Genomic DNA, 18,225 nt, shown 5'->3' with positions numbered 1-18,225 from the left:
CCGCCATTGAACGATCCCAAAGACCCGGGAGCACGCTACGCATCGCCTCCCTGCATGGCGGGAGAGATGACACCGGATTATTTCGACACGTGTGCAGGAAAAGCGTTAATTCATCAATCAGGGCAGGCGAATGGAATTGGAAACAAGGCAATGGCACTCAAGCATGCAGCATCGGGCGAGCGCGTAGATCTTCACCCCCTCGGCTCCCGTGTAAGTACTGAAAAGACAAGCGCGATCGTCCGCACAAAGAGCTTTGAAGCGGTTCGACTTATTGTACTGTCCGGAACCGAAATCCCATCCCACAAAGTCACTGGCCAGATCATGTTCCACTGCATCGAGGGGCACGTGCAATTGGGTCTCGCCGACAGAACGATTGACCTGCTGCCTGGGCACTGGGTGTATCTGGACCACGAAGAGCACCACGCGTTGCGGGGAATTCAGGACTCATCCTTGCTCATGACCATCCTGTTTGACGGCGGCTGAAGAGCACTGGAACAGGAAACCATCTGGACTGTCGGCAGCATCGGGTCAGACTGACCCCATCGGAAGGTCTGTGCCAATACCCCGCTAAAGATGCTGCAACAGGCGTATATTTTCGCGAATTAAAGAAGTGATGGACACGATTTCCTCAGGCCCCAGATCCTCGCGCTCCAGAGTTCTCAAAGACAACGCCCGGGCGGCGCGGAAAGCGAGCGCCTGACCGAGAAGCGTCAACCCCCGAACACGGGATGCCCGGGACCCCGGCACGTCGCCACTTGCGATTGCTGTAAGATGGATGATGGCACGGAAGAAGCGGCCAACATTGCTGGCATAGAGTATTTCAAAAGCTTCTGTGGGAGTGGCCTGTTCACGAAGCATGAACCGGGCCCATTTTTCGCTGTCACTGCTTGCCAGCATCATCACAAAAGGGCCAAAAGCCGTCTCCAGCAGCTCAATCGCCTGCTTGCGGCTCAGGGCGCGGTTGAGCAATTCGTCTTCAAGTCGGCTCAGCGCTGGCTCAAGCCTTTGCGATACCTGCTCTGCAATCGAGGACGCAGCTGCGAGATAGAGGTTCTCCTTGGTCACGAAATGATACGGTATCGCGGCAAGGGACACGCCTGCCATGCCGGCGATCGCCCGGGTGGATGTTCCGTCGAATCCCACAACGCCGAACAGTTCGATAGCGGCCTCGACGAGCCGTTCGCGCGTTTCAACGCTTCGAGGATCACTGCGCTTTGCCATCTATGATGTCTTCTTTCTGAGTAACCAGGCAGAGGCCGGCAGCGTCACCATTGCGATCACGATGAGCGGTGCTGTACTGCGCGCAACCTCGGACAGTGGCAGATCCTTCAGAAACACGCCTTGAGTTATGACGAGGAAGTGCCGGAGCGGATTGATCTGCGTCGCCAGTTGCATCCAGCCTGGCATGTTCTCAACCGGTGACATGAAGCCAGACAGAAGCACCGCAGGCGAGGCGAAAACAAAGGCACCGAGTATCGCCTGTTGCTGGGTATCTGAGATCACGGAAATAAAGAGACCGATCCCGATCACCGCCAGCAGATAGAAAAACATCGATCCGTAGAGCGCGAGCAGCGACCCAGCAAAGGGAATCTTGAAACCAAGTACGGCCACGAGAACAAAGAAGGTGCCATGCAGGTAGCCGAAGATCAGACCAGGTGCTGACTTCCCGATGACGATCTCCATCGGCCTGAGTGGTGAGACGAGCAGCTGATCGAATGTACCAAGTTCGCGCTCGCGGGCAACCGACAGGGCCGTCACGATGATCGTGGTCAGTAGGGTGATGGTTGCGACCAGTCCCGGCAGGGTGAACCAGGCATATTCAAGATTTGGGTTGAACCAATGCCGGACTTGGACGGCCTCCGGCGGCGCGCCGCCTGAATATGCCGCTGCCGACACACGCGCGATGATGGCCGACAGGTACGAGTTGACGATCTGAGACGCGTTCGACTTGCGACCGTCAAGGATGATCTGGACATCTGCCGGCTGACCCGCTTCGATCCGGCGGGAGAAGTCCTGCCCGATATGAACCACCGCAATGACGCGCTGGCTGTCGATAGTCTCCCGGATCTGGCTGACGGACTGCAGCTGTATGATCTCATCGAACGCGGAGGCGCCTTCAAAGCCTGCCACGATTTCCCGGCCGCTCCTTTCGTGGTCGAGATTGAGGACGGCAATATCGACATTGCGCACCTCCATCGTCATCGCGAAGGCGAAGATGACGAGTTGAAGAAGGGGGGGCACAAGGATCACCGCGCGCCCCTTGGGATCACGCCAAATGGCGAGCATCTCCTTGATGATCAGAGCAAGCAAGCGCCGCCACATGTCAGGCGATCCGCTTCGGCGTAGCCAGCCATGTCAGCATCAGGAAAAAGGTGCCGACGGCCAGCATCTTCAGGATCGCTGGCCATAGAACCGACCAGACATCCCCTGCCAGAAACAGTGTCTGCAAACTGCTCACGAAATAACGCGCCGGGATAAAGGTGGTGACCGTGCGGATCGGCAGCGGCATCGCGCTGATTTCGAAGATAAACCCCGATAGCAACGTTGCCGGCAGGAAGCCTGTGAAAAGCGCCAGCTGAGCCGCAACAAACTGGTTCTTGGTCGCCGCGGAGATCAGCAATCCCTGACCAAGGGCGGGCACCAGGAAAGCTGCGGCAACCGCTGCAAGCGCAAAGACCGAGCCTCGGAACGGGACATCAAAAACGAATACCGCTGCCAGGGTGCACAGCACCAGAGAGCTCATGCCCAGCAGAAAATAAGGCAAGATCTTTGACACCAATAATTCTACCCGGCTCACCGGTGTGGCAAGGACCGCTTCCATGGTGCCGCGCTCCCATTCGCGGGCGATTACCAGCGCCGTCAACAATGTGCCGATGATGGTCATCACAACTGCCGTGGACCCCGGCACGAGATTGTAGCGACTGGTCAGTTCGGCATTGAACCAGAAGCGGGGTTGCGGGGTTATCGCCGCCGGGACTGGCAGGGCCGCGTCTGCGAGCCGGCGTGCCTGCCATACGCTGTAGACTCCCTGGGCATAGTTCGCGACGAACTGAGCGGTATTGGGCTGCGAGCCGTCGGTCAGGATCTCGATGGGGGCCGGGTCGCGCCTGCGCAGGCGTTCGGTGAAGTCCGGCGGAATGATGACGAGGCCGCGCAGCTGACCGGATACAAGGCCCGGCTCAAGCGCCGCCTGGTCGAAGGCCGTGACGGTTTCGAAATAGTCGGAACCTTCAAATGCCTGGACAAGACTGCGCGCATCGGTGCGTGCGTCCTGTACCACGATGCCAATCCGGATCGAATTGGCATCGAGCGATATTCCGAACCCGAACAGAAGGAGAAGGATAAGCGGTAGCACGAACGCGATCAGGATCGAAGAAGGGTCACGAAAAATCTGGAATGTTTCCTTTCGCGCAAGCGAGAAGGCTCGACGCACAGGAGCAGGAAGCCGCGACAGTTGCATCAGGCGGCCTCTTGTTTTTCAGATCGCGCAACCAGCTCGATAAATGCTTCTTCCATGGTCACGCTCGAGCCGTTTGGATTGGCACAGCTCGCCTTCAACGCCTCGGGGGTGCCCTCTGCGATTGTCCTGCCGCGATAGATCAGGTTGATCCGGTCGCAATACTCGGCCTCTTCCATGAAGTGGGTGGTGACGAGCACGGCAACATTCTTCGCCGTCAACGCATTGATGTGCGACCAGAACTCTCTCCGCGTGATCGGATCAACACCCGATGTCGGCTCATCAAGGAAAAGGACCTCCGGCTCATGCAAGAGTGCAGCGGCGAGCGCGAGACGTTGCTTGAATCCGAGCGGCAGGCGCGCAGCAGCGGTGTTGCGATGGCCCGTCAGATCAAAGGCCTGCAGCATCGCTTCGATCCGCTCGCGCGCCCGCGCGCGGCCAAGACCGTAGACACCAGCGAAGAAAGAGAGATTCTGTGCCACGGAAATATCTCCGTAGAGGGAGAATTTCTGCGCCATATAGCCCAGCCGCCCGCGTGCATCGGCCGCGGCCGTTCGCAAGTCGAACCCGGCAACACGGCCCTCGCCTTCGCTCGGCTCAGTCAGGCCGCAAAGCATCTTGAAGGTTGTCGACTTGCCCGCCCCATTGGGGCCAAGCAGCCCGAGGATTTCGCCACGCTTCTGAGTGAACGTGATATCGGAGGCCGCCGTGAAGGTCCCGTAGCGCTTGGTGAGGCCGCGCGCTTCGATAACCGCGTCACCCTTATCCGGATGCGCAATCATTGCTTCGGCCAGCGGCGACCGCCCGTCCGGACCGCCGCCCAACCGGTCGACAAACGCGTCCTCGAAGCGGGGCGTGGCAGGAACGCTCTCTGCATTCACCAAGGTCCTGACGTGATCAAGATCGGCCCCGTCGCGGGTCAGAAAGCGTATGGCGTCGCCGTGCAGGATTGCATCGGCCACAGATGCATCGCGAAGCAGCGCTGCAATGGCGGCACGGCGGGTCTCTTGCGGAACACGCGCCAGGAAGACGCGGCCGGCCATTGTCGCTGTCAGGTCACCGGGAGGACCTGCATGGAGGAGCCTGCCCCCGCTAAGCAGAAGAACATCATCGCATTTTTCCGCTTCGTCCAGATAGGCGGTTGCCCAGACCACCGCCATGCTATCGTCGACGAGCTCGCCTACCATCGACCACAGTTCCCTGCGCGAGATCGGGTCAACGCCCACCGATGGCTCATCGAGGAGCAGCAGGCGCGGCCTCGTCAGCAAGGCGCAGGCAAGGCCGAGTTTCTGCTTCATGCCGCCAGACAGGGCTCCGGCCAGACGTTCGGTGAACCGCGCAAGGTCCGTGAACTTCAACAGGTGACGGAAGGCGTCCTCCCGCTCATCACCTGAAAGTCCTTTAAGATCAGCAAACAGTTCAAGATTTTCCTGGACGCTCAGATCTTCGTAGAGGCCGAAGCGTTGGGGCATGTAGCCGAGCATCTCGTGCAAGGTGCGCTGCGCTGTGTGCGCGCGTACGCCCCCTATGAGCACCTCGCCTTCGCTGGGCCGGCTGAGGCCCGTCAGCAACCGGATGAGCGTTGTCTTACCTGCGCCGTCCGGGCCGACCAGCCCGGTAATCTTGCCCGTCGCTATGGTACCGGAGATATCATCAAGTGCTGCCGGACCATTCGCAGTAAACCGCTTCGTGACCTTGTTGATCTGAACGAAGGGTGGCGGGCCAGACATGAGAGCTCCATAGCTCATCTGCGCGGTCAATCTGCCACCGCCGGGCGGCGCAGCTTGACGGTTACGGGCATGCCTTGCCGGAGGCCGCTGTCGGGTGCGTCGACAATGATCCGAACCTGATACACAAGATCAGTACGCAGATCAGGGGTCTGGACCGTCCGGGGAGTGAATTCGGCAACAGGAGAGACAAAGCCGACTTGCCCCTCATAGGGCCTGCCAGGTGCGCTGTCAGTGAACACTTCAGCTGCCTTGCCAGGTACGACGAAGCCAAGGTCGGACTCATCGACATAAGCGCGCACCCAGACCGGGCTGGTCAAAGCCAAAGTAGCAACCGGCACGCCTGCGGCGACGATAGAACCGGGTTCCCGCACGCGCGCCAGCAGAACCCCGTCTGAAGGTGCGACAAGACTTGCGTCGCCAAGCCTCATCCGCGCTTGAGCAACCGCCGCCTCAGCCGCTTCAACACCCGCCGCGCTCCCCGTAATCTCTTCGGATCGCGGTCCGAGCTGCACAAGGGTGAGGTCCTTCTTGCCTGCGACAAGGCGCTTCTGGGCTGCATCCAACGCGGCGAGCGCCGTGTCATAGGCTTGCTGGGACACATACCCGCTGTCGCGTAATTTCGACTGCCGGTCGAACGTCTGTTGCGCCAGCAGGACATTCGCTTCCAGTTCTTCCACCCGGGCCCGGGCCCGCTCAATTTCCTGGGACCGGCTCCCGGCCTCGAGTCGCGCAAGCTCTGCCCGTCGCACCGACGCTTCGGCCTCAGCCTGAACGAGTCCGTCACGCAGAGGCGCGATGTCCAGGACTGCGATCACCTCGCCAGCCGAGACCGCGTCCCCTTCCTCGAAGTTCATGGTCTCGAGGCGGCCGGAGACCCGGAAAGCAAGCTCTACCTGCCGAATATCGACATTGCCATACAGCACCAGTGCGCTGTCGGCGCTGGAATCCGCCGGGTCCAAACGCGGCCACACGACGAAACGGCCCAAGCTGAGGGCAGCAACCAGAACGGCGGCGACGATGGCAATGCGCTTCATTGACAATCTTTCGGGGGCGCGCGGGAGGCCCCACCCAAATTTAACAAACTACTCCATTTTTCGTACACTTGTACTAATTAATATTCAAGGCTCTTCTTTGTTACCTTAATCGCGAGCGCTCGCGCTGAACGATCCTGCACCTCATACCCACGCAATGGTGTCGGCAATACGGTATTGTCGCCTCACCCTCAGACATCGCCGTTACCGGGCAAACCGGTAAATCTCGCCGCTGGATAACAGCTTCCTCTCGAAGAACAGCCGACGCAAAAACGATCCGCGTATACGGCTTCGCGAGAATGAATCTTGAAGGCGCCTTATCTCGGCAGAGACGTTTTTGTCGTCATAGAAACGCCGTTGGATTCTTACACCGAAGCCCGACCACCGATCCTGAAAGCGTCAGTCTAGCATGTCTGATCGGCCGCCGCTGAGATGCATACCACACTAGAACGCTTTAAGCGGATTGATATCGAGTGACCCACTGCAGAGACTTAACATCCTGAGACTTGCATCCCTCCCGGCCGCTTTCAGGCGCGCACCAATCGTCTCGCTACTTGCGCAGCGAAGTGCTCATATCGTCTCTGACCGAACGCATGAGCCGCTACCCTCCGCGCCAAAGGTTCTCTATGAGGCGCCGCCTTCAAGCTCCGTTCCCGGCCATATGTCGGCGTTCATCGCCTGGTTCAACAAGACCGCGCCAACCGGCGAGACACCGCTGCTTCCGATCGAGCGGGCCGGACTTGCACATCTCTGGTTCGAGTGCATCCATCCGTATGAAGACGGCAATGGCCGCATCGGACGCGCCATCTCGGAAAAAGCGCTAGCGCAAGGAAGGCAGCGGCCCGTCTTCATGTCGCTGGCCGGCGCCCTGCTGCGCCACCGCAAGGACTATTACCGCGAACTGGAGCTCGCCAGTGCAACCGTGAACGCCGACCGCTGGCTGAGCTGGTTTGCGGATATCGCGCTTGAGGCGCAGGACCGAAGCCTGAAGCAGGTTGAGTTCATGCTGGCCAAGACGCGCCTCTTCGACCGGCTCGCAGGGAAGCTGAACCCGCGGCAGGAGAAAGCCTTGCTGCGCATGTTCGCCGAAGGCATTGACGGCTTCAAGGGCGGGCTCAGCGCAAAGAATTACATGACGATCACAGGCGCCCCGACCGCAACCGCGACGCGCGACCTTACCGACATGGTCGCCAAAGGCGCGCTCGTTCGGCAGGGGGAACTCAAATCCACCCGGTACTTCCTGAAGCTGGACTGAAAAGGCTCTGACGACAGACCTCAGAACCCGAGACCAGAAAAACCGAGAGCAAGCGAACCTTTAATAACGAATGCCTGTTGTTAAAGGCTTGCGCTGGGCACCTGGTCACCGCTGCGCGTCCGGAGAGGCCCCGCATACTGGAGGATCTTAAAACCGTAAGAGCGGGATGGTCCGGGGCATTTGACAGGCAGTCGATTAACGCTATACTACCTTGTATTCATTCAATTTATGGCGCGAGTGACGGGCGTCAAAATTGAACATAAATTCCAATATTTTCAATTTTCTAGCTCACGCTCTCGATCAATTTGTATCCCACTTTGTACCCAATTTGTATCCCATTTTGAACATTGATCAGGATACACCCGGTCACCCAGCTTAAACTTTGAAAGGCTCGGATTTGAGGACGAAATTCTCTGGCCAACGCAATAACTATGAGATCACATGCCCCCGGAACGGAATCTAACCTCAAGGTTTGCGTGCACGCTACCGACTCAGATGGCCGGAACCTGGCTACCGCTAATAGCGGGCCAATCACCGCCGATGTACTCGGTGTGCGGACCACGCGCCCTGATAGGCCGCCGGTGTTCAACTATCTGCCTGGCTGGTCATGACCCTGTTTCGGTTATCAGAATCTTCTCTGCTGCCTTCTTCAGATAGGTGGACAGGCTCACGAGGCTTGCCGTCAGCGGGGACGTTTCGCGCCAGATGAGAGCAATGTCCCGGCAAGCGCGGGCATCATTGATGGGGCGGATGTTGAGACCGCGATCGCGCCGGGCCTCGGAAAGGGCATAGAGGCTGGGAAGAATGGCGATGCCGGCGCCCATTTGCGCCATAAGGCGGATAGCGTCCAGAGACGTCCCTTCATACTCTGAGCTGACTGTGGCGCCAGCCGCTTTTGCGAGCTCCTGGGTGATCGCACTCAGCCTGTGCCCTTCCCCGAGCGTCAGTAGCGAACGGCCTTCGAGGGCACTGAGCGCGACAGGCCCCTCACCTTCTGCAAGCTCATCGCCAGGCGGCGGGCAAGCATACAGCCGCTCCGTAAACAGATGCTCTGATTCAGTGCCCGGATGGTCTTCCGGTGTAGAAAGGACAGTGTCAAAAAGGCCTGCCTGGAGATGCTCATCGAGGTCAACGGTCCGCTCCTCTCGCACGCTGAGGCGCAGGTCCGGAAAGCGCGCCCGCAGGTCTCCGGTCGCCTTGGGCAAGAGGTAAGGGCCAATTGTGGGCAGGACGCCCAGCCGCAGGCGGCCGGAAAGTTCTGTCCGGCCAAGCTTTGCAACGGCTTTCAGATCCTCAACATCCCGGAGGATAAGCCGCGCGCGGCGCACCAGCTCCTCGCCCGCAGGTGTCAGCATCGCCCCGCGGCTGGATCTTTCAACAAGCGCGACGCCGAGCCCGGCCTCCATTTCCGCAATCTGGGCCGACAGGCTTGGCTGGCTGACATTTACCAGCCGTGCGGCGTCGCCGAACTTGCCTGTATCCGCGATGGCGATGACATACTGCATCTGTCTAAGGGTCGGGCGCATCGATAGCTTATTCCTATTGATTTGAGAGAATAGTTAGATTGGAGCTATTCAGGTTCAAGCCCCATCTCCTGCTCAAGCCGATCACCGGCTTGCTAAAAAGGAGAATGAAATGTCCCTCTCATCACCTGCCCCCGGACTTCTGTCTGATGGCGGAGCCGCCGGTTACGTACCAATCCCTGCCGGGCAGGCGTCGCAGCGTTTCAGCCAGCAGGGCCGGCGCGCCTGGCGCCGTCGGCGCCGGATCCGCGACGTGCGCAAAGATCTGCTGAGGATGGAATGACATGCTGTCCCCCGCAGACTTCGACCTGCTGTTCGGACGTTCCGTTGTGCAGACCGCGCCCAAATCCCACTCAAGTCCTGCCTTCGCCGCTATCCCGGCAAGGCAATCTGACAAAGTGTTGCGCTCTCGCGGCCGGCACCGATAGCAAGCCCCCTGCCGTCACCGGCTTCACTCATGGCCGGTGACGCGCTCTTTTGGCAATGACCAGGAAGAAACACGGAAATTTTTTCACCTGATCCTTGTTGACCTGAAAAGTATCAATACCTAATCAGTATGCGGACCGGGCCCCTCTGGCAATTGATCCCCTGAAGGATCTGTTGCGATGTCGGACCGCATCGGGAGCGACCCGGTGCAGGCTCGGAAAATCACATTCCGGATAACCACCGTGCTCCTGCGTTCAGACAAGAGGAGTATGAGATGACATCGAACTATATTCGCGCGCTGGCTTTGCGTCACGCCGCGCTTGAGCGGCAGATTGAGACGGAAATGAAGGCGCCCCTTCCAGACACACTGAAGATCATGCGGCTAAAGAAGCTCCGGCTTGCCTGCCGGGACAGTCTCCGTGACGTGATCAGCCGGAAACGCAGGGGGCGCAGCCAACGCATCATTCCGTCTGACCCGTCAAATCGTTCTGCGCGACCGGCACCGTCGGCGCAGATGCCAGGAGAAGCCTGATCATGCCACTTCTGATATCTCCCATCGACGGACAAAGCATGCGAACAGTCCGGCGGCACGGAATCGAGATTGACGTTTGCCCCTCTTCGGGCGGCGTTTGGCTTGATCGCGGCGAACTGGAAAAGCTGATCGAGATCATCAGGGAAGACGCTATGCGCGAACTGCCCGGGCGGGAACGCCTCAACCGGCAGGATGATGATTTCGATAACGAAGAACGCTCGCCGAGCCGCGGCAAGAGACGATCAAGATTGTTGGATCTCTTCGACTTCTGAGTTAATCCGGCGCCGCTCCGGACAAGAGCGGCGCCGACCCTCTGACGTTCAGAAGCGGCCCGGGCGGAGCACCCTGACTTCGCCAACACTCAGCACACCGATGTGATTACTCAATAGCCGTTCAATCTCTGTCAGTGCCGCATCGATCCGATCCTGCGCCCCAATCGAAACAATCACGACCATATCACTTGAGGCAGACATGTCGGTATCGCGGTTCCAGCGCGTTGCGCCACCAAAGCCGGATATTGCCGGCAGGACCGTATAGCCGGTCAGGCCGGCGTCTTCCAGGATGCGGAAGGCGCGGGGAGCGGCCATCCGCTCAATGATGAGTTCACAACGATAGCGTATATGCATGATCAGGCCGCTCCGGGAGACACCATCCTGGCCATCCAAATGTAAAGTGGCAGGCCAAAAATGAGATTGAAGGGAAATGTAATTCCAAGAGGCAGAGTGAGGTAGACTGAAGGCTTCGCTTTCGGCAGCGCGAGGCGCATCGCGGCAGGCACAGCGATGTATGATGCCGACGCCGCAAGGGTAATCAGGAGCGCGGCATCACCGGGCGGCATGCCATTAAGTGCGGCGACACCGGCGGCTAAGCCTGCAGAGATCAGGGGCATGTAGAACCCAAAGGCGATTGTCCCGGCATCGAGTTGACGCCAGCCGTTCCGGAGACCGCGGCCCGCCGACAGGCCCATGTCGAGCAGAAAGAGACACAGCACGCCCTGAAACGGCGCGACAAGGAATGGCGCTACCGATTGCATCCCGGCCTCCCCGGTAATCCAGCCAATGACGAGGGCGCCAAGCAGGACAACGACGGAAGCATTCAACAGGACTTCCCTGGCGAGTTCACCCTTGTCCGATCCGGCAACTGCCTCACGGTGCGTGTGGCCGCGGCTGGCGATGACAAGCGCCGAAATGATGGCCGGAACTTCCATCAGGGCGGCAACGGCCACAAGGTAACCGGCCGCTTCCAGCCCGGCAGCGGCCACCGCTTGCCCTGCGGCGACAAACGTAACGATTGAAATCGAGCCATAATGGGCTGCCGTTGCAGCAGCATCGACCCGGTCAAGCTGCGTCGTCAGGCGCAGGAAGGTGAACGCGATGACGGGTAAGAGAAAAGACAGCGCGACGGCAGATATCATGACCAGCCCGGCATCCCAGCTGAGCGCACCTTTGGAAATTTCTACGCCCCCCTTCATGCCGATCGACATCATCAGATATCCAGCAACACGAGGTCAGGTGCCAGATCAGAGGCCATGATCACCGCCTGTTCTCCACTCGCCGCTTCTCCGACCACGTCATATCCGGCAGCAAGCAGGATTGCCCGCAATCCTTCCCGGGCAAGCGCATGATCATCCACAACCAGAATGCGGGGCGGCGGGTTCATTCCGGCACCCTCTCGAGACAGGCACGAACCTCTGTACCGCCGTCGCGACCAGCTCCAACCTGAAGCTCGCCCCCCAGGGCCATCATCCGCTCACGCATGATCTCAAGGCCGATTTTCTGTCCCTTTTTGCTCACATCTCTATTTTTCTCGCTCGCAAGCCCCTTCCCGCCATCCCTGACGCTCAAATGCCAACGCGCAGAATCAGGCTCAGCTGAGAGAACAATATCAACCTGGCATGGCCCACCGGCATGCTTGCGAATGTTGGTGAGCGCTTCCTGCACAATCCTGAAAAACGCCGTTTCAATGACAGGGGGCCAGCGATCTGGCCCGGCCTGCCGGAAGGTGACTTCATACCCGTCTTCGCGCAGGCCGTCCGCCATTGACGAGATGGCTGCGCTGATTCCCAGATCGTCGAGCGCTGTTGGCCTCAAGCCCGCAATCACCCCGCGAAGCTCTCCCACAAGGGACCTTGCGATCGGCGCGAGCGCAGCGGCTTCGCTCCCAGATGAGCGCTCCGTCAGGGCGTCCAGCCTGCGGAACAGGGCGGCAGCCGTCTGGGCAACTCCATCATGGAGATCATGCGCAACCCGGCGGCGCTCGTCTTCCTGGCTGGTAAATATCCGCCCGACCAGATGCTCCAGCTGACGTTCGCGCTCTTTGAGTTTACCGAGCAGGTCTTCCCGCTCGCGCACGCGATCGATGCGGTCGATGGCTGTCGCCATCAGTCCGGCGAGCAGATCCAGTGCGCCGCGATCTTCTTCATCGGAGAAACGCTTCCGGTTCTCCCAGTCTTCAATGATCAGAGTGCCGACTCGCCGGGCAGCCGGGCCGGGCGCGATCAGGGGAATGCCTTCTCCGTCGGCGAAGATCACCTGCCCCTCCGCAGCGCCCGCAAAAAGGGCCGCCCGGCGAGCACATTGGGACAGGGTCGCGCTGAGGCTGGCAGCATCGGCGAAAGCCAGGTCACGGCCCGCCTCAAATAGCAGGGTCAGGCGCGCCGCGCGCGCCTCCGAGGCCCTGTAGAGATCCCGCAGGGCGGAAACGGTTTCTGACTGCATCTTAGAGGCTGCCTGCTATTCCTGACCACTTATTTAGGGCGCACAGGCGGCACGGCATAGGCCGAACGGCCTAGGTAATCTGGTTAGCCATCCGGCTTAGGGGCTTCTTGCGCCGCGACAACATCTCTTCGGTCAGTACCGGTCAGCATCCATGCAGGCCGGCATGGCATCCCGAAGGAGATACAGGAATGAAACACACCGTCCATCTGGTTAGCGCCGCCGCGCTTTTCGCTCTGATCGTACCGGCCGCCGGCGCGACGCCCAGCGATCCGGCCCTCGCAGCGGTGACCCCGCGGGCACCTGCTGCCATCACCGAGGCAGATGTCATCGCAGCCCAGAATGCCTGGGGCGAGGCCTTGGTCACAATTGCCACGACCTACGACACACAGGGCTTCGACGAGGCCCGCGACGTTGCAGAAGATATCATTGAGGCCGCATACAATTACGAGGACGGCCCGGTGCTTTTCAAACCCACGCTGGCCGCGCCGCCCACAACCTTCCGCACCACGGCAGAGGGCGCGCTCGCCTATTTCGTCGGCAAGAATGACAATTTTCCGGGCGACTCTGGCTTCGCCCTCAAGGGCTGGCGCGGTTACAGTGTCGAAAATTCCGCGATCTATATTGACGGCAATACCGCCATCTCGATGGGCAATGTGCACCTGACCGACGCGGCGGGCAACAAGACGACTGTCGACAAGACGTGGGCATGGACCCGCGCGGAAGACGGTTCTCTGCAGCTCGTGCTGCACCACTCTTCCCTGCCTTACTCTGCCGACTGACCTCTCATCGGGCAGACCCGCCCCGGACAGTTTCCCCGCCTGTCCGGGGCGGCATTTTTCAGCTTGCAAGAGACTCTGATGCGCCACTTTCTGATCGCCCTCACAACTTTCTCCGCAGGATTTGCCTTTTCCGGCGCCGCCTGGGGTCAATCGCTCACCGGCAATGTCGGCTCCGCCGGTATCTCACAAGGAGACCGCTCTGCGGAATGGCGTGCCGGAATGGAGGATGAAGGCAATCTGGCAAGCCGCATTCACTTTGATCAGGCGATAACCGGCTGGTATCAGGTCCGCGTGACCGGATCCTTCCGGAAACCGGATGGACAAGACTGGGACTATACCGGCCTGACGATCGAGAACTGGTTCCAGTGGAGCGAGGAAGCCGGTGACACCTCCGGATTTAATGGCGGCCTTCGTTTGGCTTATGGCTTCTCGGATGGTGCGGACCCGGACGAAATTGAAGCCAGGCTGACGCTCACCGACAAGTTCGCAGACGTCTGGGAATGGCGCGCCAACGTAATTGCAGAAATTGAAGTGGGCAAAGCAAGTGACGGCGGAACAGCGCTCGCAACGCGCGCGCAGCTCACGCGCGCCCTGGGGGTGAACGTTTTGGGATCAGACAATTGGCGCTTCGGCCTTGAGGCATTCAGCGAGTATGGAACCACGCGCGATATGCCCGGCTTTGAAGACCAGGCCCACCAGATCGGTCCGGTCCTGAAAGTGGAGTGGGAAAGTGGTGTCTATCTTCAAACGGCTGTCCGCTCAGGCATTACGCGAGGCGCCGACGATCGCATGATAAAGCTCTTCATCGGGCGGGCCTTCTGAGGCTGGGGCTCCCGCCCGAAAAGGGCTCCGCTCGCTGAGCTGGTTCCGGCTCGGATGACCTTCCTCTTTCCCGGACCAGATGACCCGGGAACATCCCGATGGAGTGTGCATGCCGGGAGCTTCGGTTCCGCTCCCCTCGCCGCGCCTCCAACCTGCGCTGTGAAAGGGCCAGGCTCTCACAATCAATGAGGGACGCCAGGGCTCAGGCCAGTGAATACGTATTTCCTGCACTCCGGCCCGCTTCTGGCGTGATACAGACCATTCCTGTATCCTTCTGCTCAGGGAGACACAGTTTATGACGGACCTGTTCGGCGCAGAGGAACCTCGCCAGACTGCACGGGAAAAACTGGCTGAAGGTGCTGTCCTGCTACGCGGCTTCGCGCTGGATTGCGAGGTGGATCTGCTCGCCGCGATCCAGGCAATCACCACAGTGTCACCCTTTCGCAGAATGGCCACGCCCGGGGGTCACGTGATGTCCGTCGCGATGACGAACTGCGGTCAGGCCGGTTGGGTGACCGATCGCACCGGCTATCACTATGATGCCACGGACCCCGAAACCGGAAAGCCCTGGCACCCGATGCCCGAGAGCTTTATGGCACTGGCGGTCTTCGCCGCGACCGAGGCAGGATATTGCAGGTTCCGCCCCGATACATGCCTCATCAACCGCTATGAACCTGGCGCGAAGCTGTCGCTTCATCAGGACAGGAACGAACGCGAGTTCGCCCATCCGATTGTTTCCGTTTCGCTCGGCCTGCCCGCGACTTTCCAGTTCGGTGGCCTGAGGCGCGCAGACCCGATCAGGAAGTATGCGCTGCGCCATGGCGATGTCGCCGTGTGGGGCGGCCCGTCGCGCCTCTGCCATCACGGCGTCCTGGCCCTGAAGGAGGGCGCGCATCCGAAACTGGGGCGGATGCGTCTAAATCTGACCTTTCGCGGTGCACTCTAGGGCGTCAAAATTGAATATAGTTTTCAATGTTTTAAACCCCCTAAATCAGTCCCTCAATCAATTTGTATCCCATTTTGAACATTGATCAGGATACACCCGGTCACCGAACCTAAACTTTGAAAGTCTCAGTTTTGAGAAGGACAGCAGTTAACGCAACTGCCCCACGGGACTGCCCGATATTTGGCGGGCACCAAGCTGATATTGCATAAATCACTTAAACCACTACCGAGGAGTAATGAGTGGGGATTTCATGGATCGCCTCAAGTCGGCAAGATACACTGTCGCTTTGCTTATGAAGCAAAGTGGGGAGGATTCTGGCCCAATATTCGAACGCCTGGATATGGAATCAGGAAACGAGAGGAGCTGGAGGCGCGCGTTAAGCAGGTGCTCGAAGAAGGCAGGCCGCCAAAACGCTTCTGAAAACAGTCCTTTAAATTACGCCGTTCCGTGAATAGGAACTGGGGCGCTCAAGCGAGAGGACCAGCGTAATGACAACCACTTTACTCTTAGGAGGGGCCAGATCCGGCAAGAGCCGCCGAGCACAGGACTTGGCAGAGAATATTTCGCCATGCCGTGTTTTTATTGCTACTGCCGAACCTTTGGACGAAGAGATGGCAAGCAGGATTGAGCGGCATCAGGCAGACCGCACCACGGGATGGCGTATGATCGAAACTCCGCTGAATCTGGTTGCCGCGCTGGGCGAAGCCAAGGATAATGAAGTCATCGTTGTCGATTGCCTGACGCTATGGCTCTCCAATCTGATGCATCATGACTGGAGTGTGAACGCCGAAATTGACAGGCTCTGCACCACACTTGGCTCCATGAGCACGCCGGTGTTTCTCGTTTCGAACGAAATTGGCTTGGGACTTGTACCAGAAACGAAACTGGGCCGTTCCTTCCGCGATGCACAGGGGCGGCTCAATCAGCGTGTCGCTTCAGTTTGCGACGTTGTCGAATTCATCGCTGCGGGCCTGCCGCTGCGCCTCAAGTCGTGAGGGCAGCCAGCAGGCGATCTTCGGCCTTCTCGTTCTCGGGAAGTCCGATCCGCACAAGCCGGTCGCTCCAGGCAAACCGGCGAACATAAATCCCCCTATGTGCAAGGCCTTCCCAAAGGGCGCGGGCGTTATCTGTGATTACGAGCCGAAAGAGATCCGTACCCCCACATATTTTCAGGCCTGACAATCGAAGAATGTGGTCCAGACGCTCTCGGCCCCTAACGAGCCGGCAGCGGGTTTCAGCTTGCCAGGCAAGGTCGCCGCAGGCTTGCGCACCGATGGCTATAGCCGGGCCGGATACCGGCCAGACCCCTAGCACGTTCTGCATTTCCATCCGGGTAGCCTCGGGAGCGATAAGCGCACCGAGCCGGAGGCCGGCCAGACCGAAGAACTTCCCGAAGGAGCGCAAGACGATCAATCCGTCCATACCGCCATAACGCGTCAGGCTGAACGCCGGATCGAGATCAGCATAGGCTTCGTCGACAATCAACCAGCCACTACGGCGCGCAAGACTTGCGGCCGCCTGCAACAAAGCGTCCGGCTCAAAATAACGACCGTCGGGATTGTTGGGATTGCAAATGATCACGGCATCGGCCTGATCGGCCCTGCCCAGTGGATCTGTAGTTTCGACAACCTCTCCGCCTGCCCGGCGCCACGCATCGGCATGGTCGCCATATGTCGGAGATAAAATGGTAACTTTCTTTGGCTTGATCACCATCGGCAACAGGCGAATGAGAAGTTCGCTGCCGGGGACGAGAATGAGGTTCTCTGCAGGGCTCCGCAGGCTCTCCGCCAAGGCTTGCCGGCAGGCATTATAAGCCTCTTGAGTGGGCAGCTGTCGAAATACCGTATCCGGAATGCCTCCAACCGGGTAAGCCCATGGATTGATCCCGGTCGAAAGGTCGATCCAGGGCTCAGGCGCATCAGGGAAGGCCGCACGCATCCGGTCTAGCGCGCCGCCATGAACAAGATCCGGTTTCACCTGGACGCCCCCAACAGAACAACGCCAATCAGTGTGAGACCGACCAGCGCCAGCGCCAGTATGTAAAGCCGCAGCGCCCTTTGAATATCAGAGGCGCCGGGGTCTCGCGCTTCGGGATTGAGCCATGGCTCCTCGCTGCACCTGTCACCGTATATACGCGGACCCGAGAGGCGGATGCCGAGCGCGCCAGCCATCGCCGCTTCAGGCCAGCCAGCGTTCGGCGACCGATGTTTTCGCGCGTCTCTCACCACTATTGCCAATGCTGAGAAACGCATAGAAGCGATTACAACGAACAGACCCGTCATGCGCGCTGGGATCAGATTGGCGACATCATCAAGCCGAGCCGCGAAGCCGCCAAATGCTTCGTACCGTTCATTGCGATGGCCAATGATCGAGTCCAGAGTATTTATGGTTTTGTAGGCGACGAGACCGGGAATTCCAAAAAGCGCGCCCCAAAAAAGTGGTGCGATGACACCGTCTGAGGCATTTTCAGCGAGGCTTTCAATCGACGCGCGGGCGATGCCGGCCTCATCCAGCCGGCTGGGATCGCGGCCGACGATCAGCGACACCGCCTTGCGGGCTGCGGACTGGTCGCCAACCGAAAGCGGCACGGCAACCGCGGCTACATGCTGGTAGAGACTGCGCGATGCAAGAAGGCTGGACGCAATAGCCGCCTGGACCACATAGCCTGTCCATCCATCAGGAAGACTGTGCACCAAAAGCACTGCCAACCAAGTGGCAAGCGTCACCGCGAGCAAGCTGGTAAACCCACCGAACATGTAACGCACCCAATGCGAAAATGCCTGTCTGTTGAGGCCCTGTTCTAGCCAGCCGATCAAGACTCCCAGCCAGACCACTGGGTGGCGCACGCGCCAATAAAGCCAGTTAGGCCAGCCGAACACCGCCTCGACCGCCCAGGAAGCCAGCATGAGCAGAGCGGGTGTCATCACGTCGCCGGTTGCCAACCACGGCGAAACGCATCGTTCGAGAACGCGCCGTGCAGATAGGTGCCCTCGATGAGGCCATGCGC

The 18,225-nt window shown here is 59.5% G+C and carries 20 protein-coding genes; 8 read left to right on the top strand and 12 right to left on the bottom strand.

All coding sequences use genetic code 11. From position 1 onward, the window contains the following. Positions 1-6 precede the first annotated feature (6 nt). Positions 7-483 carry a hypothetical protein gene (locus HNE_RS07615; protein WP_198022890.1) on the top strand — a complete coding sequence of 159 codons (477 nt, stop codon included), beginning with the start codon at positions 7-9 and terminating at the stop codon, positions 481-483. An 84-nt stretch (positions 484-567) separates the two neighbouring features. Here the strand turns inward: HNE_RS07615 and HNE_RS07610 are convergent, their stop codons facing one another. The 5 genes from HNE_RS07610 to hlyD are packed head-to-tail and all read right to left on the bottom strand — an operon-like array spanning position 568 to position 6,221. Then, complete coding sequence (locus tag HNE_RS07610) at positions 568-1,221, bottom strand: CerR family C-terminal domain-containing protein (RefSeq protein WP_011646548.1); 654 nt, start codon at positions 1,219-1,221, stop codon at positions 568-570. Next, positions 1,222-2,322, bottom strand: a complete 1,101-nt coding sequence (locus HNE_RS07605; protein WP_011646547.1) for an ABC transporter permease — start codon at positions 2,320-2,322, stop codon at positions 1,222-1,224. A 1-nt stretch (position 2,323) separates the two neighbouring features. After that, on the bottom strand, positions 2,324-3,454 hold the full coding sequence (locus HNE_RS07600; RefSeq protein WP_407637716.1) for an ABC transporter permease: 1,131 nt from the start codon (positions 3,452-3,454) through the stop codon (positions 2,324-2,326). A gap of 5 nt (positions 3,455-3,459) precedes the next feature. Continuing rightward, positions 3,460-5,205: an ATP-binding cassette domain-containing protein gene (locus HNE_RS07595; protein ID WP_035591692.1), complete on the bottom strand. Its 1,746-nt coding sequence runs from the start codon at positions 5,203-5,205 to the stop codon at positions 3,460-3,462. Between the two features lie 8 nt (positions 5,206-5,213). After that, positions 5,214-6,221 carry a secretion protein HlyD gene (hlyD, locus tag HNE_RS07590; RefSeq protein ID WP_011646544.1) on the bottom strand — a complete coding sequence of 336 codons (1,008 nt, stop codon included), beginning with the start codon at positions 6,219-6,221 and terminating at the stop codon, positions 5,214-5,216. Positions 6,222-6,681: 460 nt separating this feature from the next. Here hlyD and HNE_RS07585 point away from each other — a divergent pair, with 460 nt between their 5' ends. Continuing rightward, positions 6,682-7,473, top strand: a complete 792-nt coding sequence (locus tag HNE_RS07585) for a Fic family protein (RefSeq protein ID WP_011646543.1) — start codon at positions 6,682-6,684, stop codon at positions 7,471-7,473. Between the two features lie 605 nt (positions 7,474-8,078). On the opposite strand, the gene HNE_RS07580 is transcribed toward HNE_RS07585, so the two are convergent. Beyond that, positions 8,079-8,999, bottom strand: a complete 921-nt coding sequence (locus tag HNE_RS07580; RefSeq protein ID WP_011646542.1) for a hydrogen peroxide-inducible genes activator — start codon at positions 8,997-8,999, stop codon at positions 8,079-8,081. A gap of 697 nt (positions 9,000-9,696) precedes the next feature. Between HNE_RS07580 and HNE_RS19115 the strand changes: the two genes are divergently transcribed. Next, positions 9,697-9,954: a YdcH family protein gene (locus tag HNE_RS19115; RefSeq protein WP_011646541.1), complete on the top strand. Its 258-nt coding sequence runs from the start codon at positions 9,697-9,699 to the stop codon at positions 9,952-9,954. A 2-nt stretch (positions 9,955-9,956) separates the two neighbouring features. After that, positions 9,957-10,226, top strand: coding sequence for a zf-TFIIB domain-containing protein (locus HNE_RS07570; protein ID WP_011646540.1), 270 nt, complete (start codon positions 9,957-9,959; stop codon positions 10,224-10,226). 48 nt (positions 10,227-10,274) lie between these two features. On the opposite strand, the gene HNE_RS07565 is transcribed toward HNE_RS07570, so the two are convergent. The 4 genes from HNE_RS07565 to HNE_RS07555 are packed head-to-tail and all read right to left on the bottom strand — an operon-like array spanning position 10,275 to position 12,671. After that, positions 10,275-10,580 (bottom strand): DUF190 domain-containing protein, encoded by a 306-nt coding sequence (locus tag HNE_RS07565; protein ID WP_011646539.1) that lies wholly within the window; start codon positions 10,578-10,580, stop codon positions 10,275-10,277. Positions 10,581-10,582: 2 nt separating this feature from the next. Then, complete coding sequence (locus HNE_RS07560; protein ID WP_011646538.1) at positions 10,583-11,440, bottom strand: sodium-dependent bicarbonate transport family permease; 858 nt, start codon at positions 11,438-11,440, stop codon at positions 10,583-10,585. Then, a complete protein-coding gene (locus HNE_RS18350; RefSeq protein ID WP_083759042.1) occupies positions 11,440-11,613 on the bottom strand; it encodes a response regulator in 174 nt (57 codons plus the stop codon). Before HNE_RS18350 ends, HNE_RS07560 begins: the two co-directional genes overlap by 1 nt. Next, positions 11,610-12,671 (bottom strand): sensor histidine kinase, encoded by a 1,062-nt coding sequence (locus tag HNE_RS07555; RefSeq protein WP_011646537.1) that lies wholly within the window; start codon positions 12,669-12,671, stop codon positions 11,610-11,612. The genes HNE_RS18350 and HNE_RS07555 overlap by 4 nt, the downstream gene beginning before the upstream one ends. A gap of 188 nt (positions 12,672-12,859) precedes the next feature. Here HNE_RS07555 and HNE_RS07550 point away from each other — a divergent pair, with 188 nt between their 5' ends. The 4 genes from HNE_RS07550 (at position 12,860) to cobU (ending at position 16,213) form a co-directional block, all read left to right on the top strand. Then, positions 12,860-13,450, top strand: coding sequence for a hypothetical protein (locus tag HNE_RS07550; RefSeq protein WP_011646536.1), 591 nt, complete (start codon positions 12,860-12,862; stop codon positions 13,448-13,450). A 78-nt stretch (positions 13,451-13,528) separates the two neighbouring features. Beyond that, on the top strand, positions 13,529-14,272 hold the full coding sequence (locus tag HNE_RS07545) for a hypothetical protein (RefSeq protein ID WP_035591608.1): 744 nt from the start codon (positions 13,529-13,531) through the stop codon (positions 14,270-14,272). A gap of 295 nt (positions 14,273-14,567) precedes the next feature. Then, on the top strand, positions 14,568-15,218 hold the full coding sequence (gene alkB, locus HNE_RS07540; protein ID WP_011646534.1) for a DNA oxidative demethylase AlkB: 651 nt from the start codon (positions 14,568-14,570) through the stop codon (positions 15,216-15,218). A 488-nt stretch (positions 15,219-15,706) separates the two neighbouring features. Continuing rightward, the gene (gene cobU / locus HNE_RS07535) at positions 15,707-16,213 is read left to right on the top strand and encodes a bifunctional adenosylcobinamide kinase/adenosylcobinamide-phosphate guanylyltransferase (protein WP_011646533.1); all 507 of its coding nucleotides are present in this window, start codon (positions 15,707-15,709) and stop codon (positions 16,211-16,213) included. Here cobU and cobD read toward each other — a convergent pair. Next, complete coding sequence (gene cobD, locus HNE_RS07530) at positions 16,203-17,195, bottom strand: threonine-phosphate decarboxylase CobD (protein WP_011646532.1); 993 nt, start codon at positions 17,193-17,195, stop codon at positions 16,203-16,205. The genes cobU and cobD overlap by 11 nt on opposite strands. Then, a complete protein-coding gene (gene cbiB / locus HNE_RS07525; protein ID WP_011646531.1) occupies positions 17,192-18,142 on the bottom strand; it encodes an adenosylcobinamide-phosphate synthase CbiB in 951 nt (316 codons plus the stop codon). The genes cobD and cbiB overlap by 4 nt, the downstream gene beginning before the upstream one ends. Positions 18,143-18,225 lie beyond the last annotated feature (83 nt).

The organism is Hyphomonas neptunium ATCC 15444 (assembly GCF_000013025.1).
Lineage (GTDB): Bacteria > Pseudomonadota > Alphaproteobacteria > Caulobacterales > Hyphomonadaceae > Hyphomonas > Hyphomonas neptunia.
The sequence above is the reverse complement of the archived record's forward strand: the minus strand, read 5'-3'. Positions and strand labels throughout refer to the sequence as shown.